Source organism: Nocardioides sp. Leaf285 (genome assembly GCF_001422955.1).
GTDB lineage: Bacteria > Actinomycetota > Actinomycetes > Propionibacteriales > Nocardioidaceae > Nocardioides > Nocardioides kribbensis.
The window spans coordinates 25,951-37,189 of sequence record NZ_LMNH01000004.1; the positions used below are offsets into that span (position 1 = coordinate 25,951).

The 11,239-nt window shown below is 74.8% G+C and carries 13 protein-coding genes; all 13 read left to right on the top strand.

What is annotated here, in order from left to right:
* The first annotated feature begins 5 nt into the window (after positions 1–5).
* Positions 6–491, top strand: a complete 486-nt coding sequence (locus tag ASF47_RS14420) for a flagellar hook capping FlgD N-terminal domain-containing protein (protein WP_056864741.1) — start codon at positions 6–8, stop codon at positions 489–491.
* 25 nt (positions 492–516) lie between these two features.
* Positions 517–1,371, top strand: coding sequence for a flagellar hook-basal body complex protein (locus ASF47_RS22105; protein ID WP_056864742.1), 855 nt, complete (start codon positions 517–519; stop codon positions 1,369–1,371).
* A gap of 217 nt (positions 1,372–1,588) precedes the next feature.
* The gene (locus ASF47_RS20730; RefSeq protein WP_082500366.1) at positions 1,589–2,017 is read left to right on the top strand and encodes a flagellar FlbD family protein; all 429 of its coding nucleotides are present in this window, start codon (positions 1,589–1,591) and stop codon (positions 2,015–2,017) included.
* A complete protein-coding gene (locus ASF47_RS14435) occupies positions 2,014–2,808 on the top strand; it encodes a motility protein A (RefSeq protein ID WP_056864743.1) in 795 nt (264 codons plus the stop codon). Before ASF47_RS20730 ends, ASF47_RS14435 begins: the two co-directional genes overlap by 4 nt.
* Before the next feature lie 3 nt (positions 2,809–2,811).
* Positions 2,812–3,852: an OmpA/MotB family protein gene (locus tag ASF47_RS14440; protein WP_056864744.1), complete on the top strand. Its 1,041-nt coding sequence runs from the start codon at positions 2,812–2,814 to the stop codon at positions 3,850–3,852.
* The gene (locus tag ASF47_RS14445; protein WP_056864745.1) at positions 3,849–4,283 is read left to right on the top strand and encodes a flagellar basal body-associated FliL family protein; all 435 of its coding nucleotides are present in this window, start codon (positions 3,849–3,851) and stop codon (positions 4,281–4,283) included. Before ASF47_RS14440 ends, ASF47_RS14445 begins: the two co-directional genes overlap by 4 nt.
* A gap of 102 nt (positions 4,284–4,385) precedes the next feature.
* Entirely contained in the window at positions 4,386–5,372 is a 987-nt protein-coding gene (locus tag ASF47_RS14450; protein WP_056864746.1) for a flagellar motor switch protein FliM, read from the top strand.
* Positions 5,369–6,250: a flagellar motor switch protein FliN gene (fliN, locus tag ASF47_RS14455; RefSeq protein WP_056864747.1), complete on the top strand. Its 882-nt coding sequence runs from the start codon at positions 5,369–5,371 to the stop codon at positions 6,248–6,250. The genes ASF47_RS14450 and fliN overlap by 4 nt, the downstream gene beginning before the upstream one ends.
* A gap of 2 nt (positions 6,251–6,252) precedes the next feature.
* Positions 6,253–7,896 (top strand): flagellar biosynthetic protein FliO, encoded by a 1,644-nt coding sequence (locus ASF47_RS14460; RefSeq protein WP_056864748.1) that lies wholly within the window; start codon positions 6,253–6,255, stop codon positions 7,894–7,896.
* Entirely contained in the window at positions 7,893–8,843 is a 951-nt protein-coding gene (gene fliP, locus ASF47_RS14465; RefSeq protein ID WP_235558766.1) for a flagellar type III secretion system pore protein FliP, read from the top strand. Before ASF47_RS14460 ends, fliP begins: the two co-directional genes overlap by 4 nt.
* Positions 8,844–8,931: 88 nt before the next feature.
* A complete protein-coding gene (locus tag ASF47_RS14470; protein ID WP_056864749.1) occupies positions 8,932–9,201 on the top strand; it encodes a flagellar biosynthetic protein FliQ in 270 nt (89 codons plus the stop codon).
* A gap of 80 nt (positions 9,202–9,281) precedes the next feature.
* Positions 9,282–10,049, top strand: a complete 768-nt coding sequence (locus ASF47_RS14475; RefSeq protein ID WP_056864750.1) for a flagellar biosynthetic protein FliR — start codon at positions 9,282–9,284, stop codon at positions 10,047–10,049.
* Between the two features lies 1 nt (position 10,050).
* The gene (locus ASF47_RS14480) at positions 10,051–11,229 is read left to right on the top strand and encodes an EscU/YscU/HrcU family type III secretion system export apparatus switch protein (protein ID WP_056864751.1); all 1,179 of its coding nucleotides are present in this window, start codon (positions 10,051–10,053) and stop codon (positions 11,227–11,229) included.
* Positions 11,230–11,239: the final 10 nt, after the last annotated feature.

Sequence of the window (11,239 nt, forward strand, 5' to 3'; positions counted from 1 at the left end):
GACCCGTGTCGATCTCGGCCACGGAGGCGGTCACCGGGGGTGGACTGCAGGCGCTCGCGCCGGCGACCACGTCCGCGTCGTCGCCCGACAAGGACATGTTCCTGCAGCTCCTCGTGGCGCAGCTGCGCTACCAGGACCCGATGAACCCCGCCGACACCGGGGAGTTCCTCTCCCAGTCGGCGCAGTTCACCGCCCTGGAGAAGATGCAGGACGTCGCCGACCAGACCGCGCTCGTGCTCGGCGCGCAGATGGCCTTCGGGGCCAGCAGCCTGGTCGGGCGCGAGGTCAGCTACACCCTCGCCGACGGCACCGAGGGCACCGGCACCGTGCAGGGCGTCACGTTCGAGGCCAGCGGCCCCGTGCTCGACGTCGACGGCACCGACGTACCCCTCGTCAACGTCCTCACCGTCGCCGGCGGAGCCTCCGCCCCGACGGCCGCCGGCAGCGGCACCAGCTCCGCCAGCACGTCCGCCACCCCCGCCCGACCCTGACCAGCACCTCCGAGAGGACCCCCTCATGCTTCGCTCGCTCTTCGCCGGCATCTCCGGCCTGCGCGTCAACCAGACGATGCTCGACGTCACCGGCAACAACATCGCCAACGCCAACACCACGGGCTTCAAGTCCAGCACCACCGTCTTCAGCGACACCCTCAGCCAGATGCTGACCGGCGCCTCGGGCGCCAACGCCAACCGCGGCGGCACCAACCCGATCCAGGTCGGCCTCGGCGTGCAGGTGGCCGGCACCGCCAGCAACCTCAGCCAGGGCTCGGCGCAGATGACCGGCCGCTCGACCGACCTGATGATCCAGGGCGACGGCATGTTCGTGGTGCGCTTCGGCAACGAGCAGCTCTACACCCGCGCCGGCGCCTTCACCTTCGACGAGTCCGGCACCCTGGTCACCCCGTCGGGCGCCCGCGTGCAGGGCTACGCCCTCGACGCCGCCGGCGACCCCACCGGCGGGCTGGTCGACATCACCCGCGACACCGCCGGCCTGACCCCGGCGGTGCCCGCCGGCGTGGAGCTCACCTCCTACTCCTTCGGCAGCGACGGCAAGCTCCGCGGCGTCTTCTCCGACGGCGTGCAGCGCGACATGGCCCAGCTGGCGCTGGCCGACTTCAACAACCCGATGGGCCTCGAGCGCGTCGGGGAGACGGCCTTCCGCGAGTCGGCCAACTCCGGCCCGGCCGACCTCGGCGTCTCCGGCCAGGGCGGCCGCGGCACCCTGATGGCCGGTGCGCTGGAGATGTCGAACGTCGACCTCGCCGCGGAGTTCACCAACCTGATCCTCGCCCAGCGCGGCTTCCAGGCCAGCAGCCGCGTCATCACCACCTCCGACTCGGTGCTCGAGGACCTCGTCAACATCAAGCGCTGACGCGACCGCGCCGTCGCACGGCGCGCTCGTCGTCGCCCCGGCCCGCGGCCGGTCGCCCACCCGGGCGGCCGGTCGCCCACCCGGGCGGCCGGCCGCGCTCGCGGGGAGGACCGGACTGATCCCGTGCCGACCCCTCAGGTCGGCCCCGCCCCGACCGATGGACATCGTGACGGCCACGGACGGCTGTCGCTCGACCGCACTAAGGATGGTGCCCCGCATGATCTCGCTGACCCGTCTCTCGGGCTCGGTGTTCGCCCTGAACTCCGACCTGATCGAGCGCATCGACTCCACCCCCGACACCGTCATCACGCTGGTCGACGGGTCCAAGTACGTCGTCGCGGAGAGCATGACCGCGGTCGTCTCGATCATCCGGCACCACCGCGCCGAGCTCATCGCCCTCAGCGGCTACGTGCGCATCGGGGAGCAGACCCCCGAGGCCCTCGGCAGCGCCCGGGCCGCCCTCGACGTCGACCTCGGCGAGCAGCTCGCCGGGCGTCGCCCGGCCCTGAGCGTGGTGGCCCACCACGCGCCGCGCGCCGCCGAGGCAGGGCCCGACTCGGGGCTCGACACGGGGCTGGACACGGGGCTGGACACGGGCACCGACCACTCGGCGCTCGCGCCGCTCGGACCGGGAGCCACCCGATGAAGGACGCCGCCACAGCCATCGGCATCGGCCTGGGCCTGGTGGTCATCGTGACCGCCAACGTGCTCGAGGGCGGCAACCCGATGAGCCTGCTGCTGCTGCCGCCGATGCTGCTGGTGTTCGGCACCACGCTGCTGGTCACGGTGGCCGGCGGCACCATGGCCGACGCCAAGGGGGCCGTGGCCTCGCTCAAGCGCGCCTTCACCGGCGGCGACGTCAAGCCCGCCGGCGACGTCGTCCCGGCGGTCGTCTCCCTGGCCGAGAAGGCCCGGCGCGAGGGCCTGCTGGCGCTGGAGGACATGGTCAAGGACGTCGACGACCCCTTCCTGGTCAAGGGCGTCACGATGGCCATCGACGGCACCGACCCCGACGAGGTCCGCGACATCCTCGAGGCCGAGGTGGCCGCGAAGCGCAAGGCCGACAAGCAGTCGGCGAAGTTCTGGGCCGACGCGGGCGCCTACGCCCCCACCATCGGCATCATCGGCACCGTCATGGGCCTCGTGCACGTGCTGGAGAACCTCGCCAGCCCCGAGGAGCTCGGCCACCTCATCGCCGCGGCCTTCGTCGCCACGCTGTGGGGCGTCATGTCGGCCAACGTGCTCTTCCTCCCCCTCGGCAACCGGCTCAAGCGCCTCGGCGAGCTCGAGGTCGCCCGCATGGAGATCGTCATCGAGGGCGTCGCCGCCATCCAGGCCGGCTCCAACCCCCGCGTGATCGCCGCCAAGCTCACCTCGCTGCTGCCCGCCGGCGAGCAGCCCGCGGCCGTCGCCCCCGGCCAGGCCCAGGCGGCCTGAGCCGTGTCGGCCCGACGCAAGCGCCACGAGGAGCACGAGGAGCACGAGAACCACGAGCGGTGGCTGGTGACCTACGCCGACATGGTCACGCTGCTCATGGTGCTCTTCATCGTCATGTTCGCCATGAGCCAGGTCGACGAGAAGAAGTTCGCCGAGCTCAAGGAGGGCCTCGCCGCCGGCTTCGGCGCCAGCGACCAGGTGCTCCAGGGCGCCTCGTCGATCCAGGAGCAGCCCGGCTCGGCCGCCGTGGCCCCGGTGCGCCCGCAGCTGGCGCTGGCCGACCTGTCGGAGAAGGACCGCGCGGTCGTCGAGGAGGCGCTCGCCGAGACCGAGCGCCTCGAGCAGGACCGCCGCCGCGCGGAGGCCCGGTCCGAGGCCGAGCGCCTCGACGAGGTGCGCGAGCGCCTCGAGCGGGCGCTGCGGGCCCAGGGCCTGCAGGACGACGTCAAGGCCACCTACGACGAGCGCGGCCTGGTGCTCAGCCTGGTCTCGCGCCACGTCGTCTTCGAGTCCGACCTCGCCACCCTCACCGCCCGCGGCGAGGAGGTCGTCGACACCCTCGCCCCGGTGCTGCTGGCCATCCCCGACCGGCTGCAGATCGACGGGCACACCAACCAGGTCGACGTGCAGCCGAAGTACTTCGCCACCGACTGGGACCTCTCGGCCGCCCGCGCCCTCACCGTGCTGCGTCGCCTCGACGAGCGCTTCGGGGTGCCGGCCGAGCGGCTCTCCCTGGCCGCCTACGGCCACGAGAAGCCGCTGGTCGACCCCGCGGAGCCCGGCTCGCAGGCGGTCAACAAGCGCGTCGACATCGTCGTGCTCACCCGCCTGCCCCGCGAGGTCGCGCAGCTGCTGCCCGACGCCGCCGGGGCCCTGCCCCGCGACGGCGCGCCCGGCGGTGACCGGCGCAGGGCGGGCGAGCCTCGCGAGGAGGACGCGCCCCCGACCCCCGGCGGGTCCACCGACGACGGCGCCGTGCGCGCCGACGGCCTGCCCGCCGATCCCACCGACCCGACCGACCCCTCCCAGGGAGCCCCCCGATGACCACCACGACACTGCCGGCGGCCGAGGCGGCCGCGGCCGAGCCGAAGAAGAGCAAGAAGAAGCTGATCGTGATCGCCCTCGTGCTGGTGCTGGCCGCGGGTGCGGCGTACTGGTTCGTCCTCAAGCCCTCGGGCGCCGAGGCCGCGCCGGAGCCCGGCGAGGTGCTCGTGCTCGAGCCGGTGCAGGTCAACCTCGAGTCGGGGCACTACCTGCGCGTCGGCATCGCGCTGCAGCTCACCGCCGACGCCCACGAGGCCGACGGCAGCAAGGCCCTCGACGCCACGATCGAGCTCTTCAGCGGCCGCACGGTCGAGGAGCTGGCGGTGGGCGAGGACCGCGAGAAGCTGAAGGAGAAGCTCAACCACACGCTGGAGGAGGAGTACCACGGTGACGTGATGGAGGTGTACTTCACCGAGTTCGTCACCCAGTAGCCCCGCCGCTCCACCCTCCTCAGACGGCCGTCGCCACGACGGCCGGGGGTCCGTCGACCCGTTTCTCCTCAGGTGCTCCCACGCGCCGCCGATGGGCGGGGCGTGAGCCTGCCGACCGCGTTGCCGTCCTCCCCGGTCGCCGACCCCCGACGGCTCGGACCGACGGGTCGCTCGCGCCGCCGCGACGGCGCCGCCACGGCCGTGCCCTACGACTTCCGTCGCCCGATCCAGCTCTCGCGCGAGCACCTGCGCATCCTCCAGGTGGGCTTCGACGGCTTCGCCCGGCAGGCCACCACGGTCTTCACCTCCGCGCTGCGCTCGGTGTGCCAGGTGAGCCTGGCCGGCATCGACCAGCGCACCTACGCCGAGTACGTCGACAGCCTCGCGCCGACCACCTACCTCACGCTCTTCGCCCTCGACCCGGTGCCGGGCCGCGGGGTGCTCGACCTCCCGCTCAACGCGGTGATGTCGTGCGTCGACCACATGCTCGGCGGGCCCGGCCAGGCCGACCAGCCGCAGCGCCCGCTCACCGAGATCGAGAGCGGCGTGATCGCCGGCCTGGTCGAGCGCCTGCTGGCCGAGATGCGCTACTCCCTGGCCGCCATCGTCACCCTCGACCCCGAGGTGACCGGCGTCGAGTACAGCCCGCAGTTCGCCCAGGTCGCGGGCGCCGCCGACGTCATGGTCTCGGTGGGCCTCGACCTGCGCATCGACGAGCGCGCGCACCGGATGTCGCTGTGCCTGCCCTTCGGCGGGCTGCTCCCGCACCTCACCGCGGCCGCCGCGCCCGCGCCCGTCTCCAGCCGTGAGCGGACCCAGCGCGCCGAGGCCGCCGCGCTGCTGCACGAGACCTTCCAGGAGGTGCCGGTCGACGTGGCCGTCCGCTTCCGCAGCACCGCGGTCGACCCCGCCACGCTGTCCGACCTGCGGCCCGGCGACGTGCTGCGCCTGGCCCACCCGGCCTCGGCCCCGCTCGACGTGACCGTCGACGAGCAGGCCTTCGCCCACGCCACCGCGGGCACCCAGGGCGCGCGTCTGGCCGCCCTCATCGTCGCGGCCGGCGCCGCTCACACCCAGGAGAACCGATGACCAGCACCCTGCCCGCCGGGGGCTCCCCCGCCGACGCCCTCGCCTTGGCCGCCGCGGAGGCCTGCGCCACCGTGCTCCCCGCCAGCGAGCCGCTCTCGGCCGGCGACCCGCAGCCCGGCACCGAGCACGTCGTGGGCGTCTTCGCGGGCGCGGCCGTCGCCGACCTCAGCGGTCCGGCCGGCGGCCGGATCTCGGTGCTCGTGGGCGAGGAGCTCGTCTCCGCGCTCCAGGCCAGCCCGCTCGGCGGCCTGGACCTCGGCGCCGCCGTGCAGCCGGCGCTCGACGCCGCTGCCGCCGCGCTGGGCGCCACCGCCCAGGCCGCCCGCTCGGTCGACCTCGAGCTGCTCGTCCCCGAGCTGACCGGGCCCAGCGGCGGCGGCTTCACCGCCGTGCCGCTGCTCGGCGCCGGCATCGTCGCCGCCCTCCTGGTGCCCGACACCACCCTGGCCGCCGTGCTCGCCGCCCAGGCGGCCCAGTCAGCCCAGGCGTCCCAGGCCGGCCAGGCGGGCCAGGGCTCACCGGCCGGCGGCCCGGCGGCCACCACGGTGGACCCCTTCGGCCAGCCCGTCGCCGGCCGTCCCCTGCCCGCCACCGGCCAGGCCGACAACGTCCGCTCCATCGCCGACGGCCGCCGCGGCATCGAGATGCTCCACGGTGTGGAGATGGAGGTCACCGTCGAGCTCGGTCGCACCCGCATGCCCGTGCGCGACCTCCTCGCGCTGGCCCCCGGCGCCGTGCTCGCCCTCGACCGGGCCGCCGGCAGCCCCGCCGACCTGCTGGTCAACGGCCGCCTCATCGCCCGCGGCGAGGTCGTCGTCGTCGACGAGGACTTCGGCCTGCGCGTCACCGAGATCCTCGACCAGGGCGCGGTGGGCTGAGCATGGCCGAGCTCGCCCTCCGGATGGTGGTGTCGCTGGCGGTGGTCGTGGGGCTGCTGCTGCTCATCGCCCGCCTCGGCGCGCGCCGCTTCTCCGGCCGCGCCGGCGCCGCCGTGCAGGTGCTCCACCGCCAGCAGCTGGGCCGCGGCTCCGCGCTCACCGTGGTCACCGTCGGCGGCCGCACCCTGGTCCTCGGCACCACCGAGCAGCAGGTGCGCGTGCTCGCCGAGCTCGACGCCGACGAGGCCGCCACCGTTGCCGGACAGGACGGCGCCGCGCTCGACACCGACGCCGACGCCGGCACCGGCACCGGCGACGGCGACCGCGAGGACGTGACCACGCGGTCGCCCCGGCTCGCCACCGTGACCGCGCTGCCCTCGCTCAGCGTCGTGCCCGCCCCCGCCGACGAGCCCGAGCCCGCCACCGAGCAGCCCGAGCAGACCTCCCCCACCGACCTCGGGGACCCGGTCGACCACAGGAGCGAGGGCCCGCAGCAGCAGGGGACGGCGGTCACCGTCGTCACCGACGACGCCGCTCCGGTCCCGTCCGCCCCGTCCGCGTCGACCGCTCCGGCCGTCGCGGCGGTCCTGCCCGCCCTCGGCGAGCAGCCGGGCCCCTACGCCGGCCACGCCGCCGCGATCCTCGGCCGTCTCGCCCCGGCCGGCACCAGCGCCGGAGCCGGCCCCCGCCCCACGGGCGAGGCCACCGTCGGGACGGCCGCCGAGACCGCCCACGACCTCACCGGCGACCTCACCGGCGGGCTCACCGCTCCGGACACCGCCGTCGACACCGGGTCGCTCGCCGCGGCCGCCGTGTCGGGCCGCCACCGCTCCGACCACCCGGCCCTCACCGGCCCGGCCCCCGCGGCCGCCTTCGAGCCCGTGCGCCCCGACCCGACCGCTCCCCGCGTCGTCGCCCGTCACCGGGTCGCCACCACCGCCCCGGCCCTCGGCGCCGGCGCCACCCCGGTCGCTCCCGCCGTCGCGGCACCCGCAGACGTGCCCGCAGACGTGCCGGCGGTCGTGCCCGCGGTCGTGCCCGCGGTCCTGCCCGCGGCGGGCACCGCCGCCGTCCCCGCTCCCCCGCTCGGAGCCACCGCGCCTGCCACGGTCTCCGGGCTCCCCGCGGCCGCGGCCGTGGCGGTCCCGGCTGTCAACCCCGCCGAGCTGCTGCTCGCCCAGGAGACCGCGACCGCCGCCACCACGGCAGCCACCGTCACCGTCGACACAGCGACCCCGGCCACCGCGGCCCCCGCGGCCGACGACTTCGCGGCCCAGCTCGCCGCGTGGCTGGCCGACCCCACGCCCCTCACCACCACCGCGGCCGACGCGACCGGCACCGCCACCACCGGCGCCACGCCCGGCACTGAGGCACCGGCGGCCGGCCCCGGGCGCGCGACCCGCGCCGAGCGCCGCACGGCCCGCGGCCTGGTGCGGCGCGCGCGCCGTACGGTCACGGAGCCCGCCGCCACCCAGGCCGCGCCGGCCGCCCCCGCGACCCCCGCGCCGGCCCCCGCCCCCGCCCGGCCCGCTGCCCGCGGCACGGCCCCGGCGACGCCCACCACGTCGGGCCCGCTGGCCGGATCGGTCCTCTCCCCCCAGACCTGGCGGCAGGCCCTCGCCGCGGTGTCGGGGCGCGCGTCGTGACCCCGGCGCGCCTCGGGCGCGCGACCCGGGCCCCCCGACGGGTGGGCGCGCTGGTCGCCGCTGCCCTCGTGACCGGTCTCGTCACCCTCGCCGCGACCGCCGTGCTGCTGCTCGGCGCGTCCGCTCCCGCCTCGGCCACCGACCTCGCCCCGGCGCCGACCGCCCCGGCCTCCCCCGCCCCGACCGCCGGAGCCACCGACCCCGCGCCGGCCGGCACGGGCGCCCAGCGGCCCGGTGCCGGGCCCACCGGCCCCGCCGGCCCGACCGCCGACCCCGGCGGCGACGTCACCATCGACCTCACCGGCCTCACCGACAAGCCCAGCTCCTCGGTGACCCTGCTGGTCACGCTGACCCTGCTGTCGCTGGCGCCGGCGATCCTGCTGACCTGCACCAGCTTCACCAAGATCCTCATCGTGCTGGGCCTGACCCGCAACGCGCTGGGCCTGCAGCAGACCCCGCCCAACCAGGTGCTCGCCGGGCTGGCGCTCTTCCTCAGCCTCTTCATCATGACCCCGACGCTGTCGGCCATGAACGACGCGGGCGTGCAGCCCTACCTCGACGGCGACAAGACCTCGGCGCAGTCCTTCGAGGACGGCATCGAGCCGCTGCGCGAGTTCATGCTCGACCAGACCGGCGACGAGGAGCTGCGGCTGCTCACCAACGTCGCGCGCCGCGACCTGCCGGACAACCGCGACGACGTCGGCATGACCACCCTCGTGCCGGCCTTCATCCTCAGCGAGCTCAAGGCCGCCTTCATCATCGGCTTCATCATCTTCATCCCCTTCCTCGTCATCGACATCGTCGTGAGCGGGGCGCTGATGGCGCTGGGCATGATGATGATGCCGCCGGTGATGGTCTCCCTGCCCTTCAAGCTGCTGCTCTTCGTGCTGGTCGACGGCTGGGCCCTGGTGATCAAGGCGCTCGTGTCGAGCTACGGCACCACCTAGCTGCCCCCACCGCCCCGCGCCCACCACGCCGCCACCACCCCGCCACCACCCCGCGCGCCACCGCCGCCTGTCCGAGGGACCCACGCCGATGACCGACACCGCCATCATCGAGATCGCGATGCAGACCATGATGGTCGCGCTCAAGCTCTCCGCGCCGATCCTGGTGACCGCCCTCGCGGTCGGCTTCGCGGTCTCGCTGTTCCAGTCGATGACCCAGATCCAGGAGTTCACGCTCGCCTTCGTGCCGAAGGTCGTGGCCGTCGGCATCGCCATCCTGGTCAGCGGCAACTGGATGCTCCACACGCTCGTGGTCTTCACCCAGGACCTCTTCGACATGATCCCGCGCCTGCTCGCCTGAGCCGGCCACCGGACCAGCCCCCGACCCGCACCAGACCCCGCCCCAGACCGAGACCCAGACCGAGACCGAGCGAGCACCAGATGACCGTCACCGTCGCGGGCGAGCCGCTGCTGGCCTTCGTGCTGGCCGCGGTGCGCATCGTCGCGTGGCTGGTGGTCGTGCCGCCCTTCGCGTCGCGGTCGATCCCGACCACGGCCAAGGTCGTCCTCAGCCTGGGGCTGGCCTTCGCCGTGGCGCCGCTCATGGCCGACTCCACCATCCCGGTCGACACCTTCGGGCTCCTCACCACCGTGCTGACCCAGGTGATGATCGGGCTGTCGATGGGCTTCCTGACCTCGCTGCTGTTCGCCGCCGTGGCGGCGGCGGGCAGCATCATCGACGTCTTCGGCGGGTTCGCGCTGGCCGCCGCCTTCGACCCGCTGGCGATGAACATGAACACCGTCTTCGGCAAGTTCCACCAGATGCTGGCCACGGTGCTGCTCTTCGTCAGCGGCGGCCACCTGCTCGTCGTGGGCGGGCTGCTGCGGACCTTCGAGATGCTGCCCATCGGCCGGACGCCCGACCTCGACGGCGGCGCCGACCTGCTGCTGCGCGCCTTCGGGGTCTTCTTCGTCACCGCCGTGCAGGTCGCCCTGCCGATGATCGCGGTGCTCTTCGTCGCCGACCTCGGCCTGGCCCTGATGACCAAGGTCGCGCCGCAGCTCAACGCCATCAACGTGATGTTCCCGGCCAAGATCGGCCTGACCCTCATGCTGCTCGGCCTGTCGTTCCCGGTGCTGCCGGGCCTGGTGCGCCGCCTGGTCGAGCTCTCCCTCGAGCTCACCGCGGCCTTCGCGGGAGGAGGCTGAGGTGAGCGGGTCCAGCGGGGAGAAGACCGAGAAGCCGACACCGAAGAAGCTCAAGGAGTCGCGCAAGGAGGGCCAGGTCGCGCGCACCCAGGAGCTCGGCCCGTGGATCGCGCTGACCCTGGCCGCGATGGTGATGCCGCTGCTGCTGACCCGCGAGCTCGACGCGATGCAGCGGCTGATGACCGCCTGCCTGCGCGCGGTGGAGGACCCCTCCCCGGAGCGGGCGATGGCGCTGCTGGGCGAGGGCGTGGGCGGGGCCTTCCTGGCCCTGGTCGTGCTCGCCTCGGCCGTCGCGGTCGTCAGCGTCGCCGGCACCCTGGCCCAGGGCGGCTTCTACCTCGCCACCAAGGCGGTCAAGCCCACCTTCTCCAAGCTCGACCCGATCAAGGGCGCCAAGCGCATCTTCGGCCCGCAGGCGCTGTGGGAGGGCGTGAAGATGCTGGCCAAGTGCTCGGTCGTCGCGATCCTGGTCTGGTCCTCGATCAAGGCGCTGATGCCGCTGCTGGGCGGCATGGTGCCGATGGGCGTCGTGCTCACCGCGGGCGGCGAGCACGCGCTCGCCCTGCTGCGCAACGTCGCCGTCGCCGGCGTGCTGCTGGCCGGCGTCGACTACGGCATGCAGCGGCGCCGGGTCGGCAAGCAGACCCGCATGACCAAGGACGAGGTCAAGCAGGAGCACAAGATGTCGGAGGGCGACCCGCTGGTGAAGAGCGCCATCCGCGCCCGCCAGCTCGCCGCCGCCCGCAACCGCATGATCGCCGACGTGCCCACCGCCGACGTCGTGCTCGTCAACCCCACCCACGTCGCCGTGGCCCTGAGGTACGACGCCCAGCGCGGCGCCCCCCTCGTGGTGGCCCGCGGGGCCGGCGCGGTCGCGGCGCGCATCCGCGAGGTCGCCACCGAGGCCGAGGTGCCGCTGGTGCAGGACGTGCCGCTGGCCCGGGCGCTGCACGCCTCCTGCGAGGTCGGCCACGAGATCCCCGCCGAGCTCTTCGGCGCGGTGGCCCACGTGCTGGCCTTCGTGATCAGCCGCAAGCGCCAGGGCCGCCGCGGCGGCAGCCACCGCAGCCCGCGCCTCGACGCCGCGCTGCCCACCGTGCCCCGGGCGGGCCGGCGCCGGCGGCGTACCGCTCCGGTCGTCCCGGCCATTTCCTCAGGCCCGGCGCCAAGCAGCCGATAGGCCGGGCGAC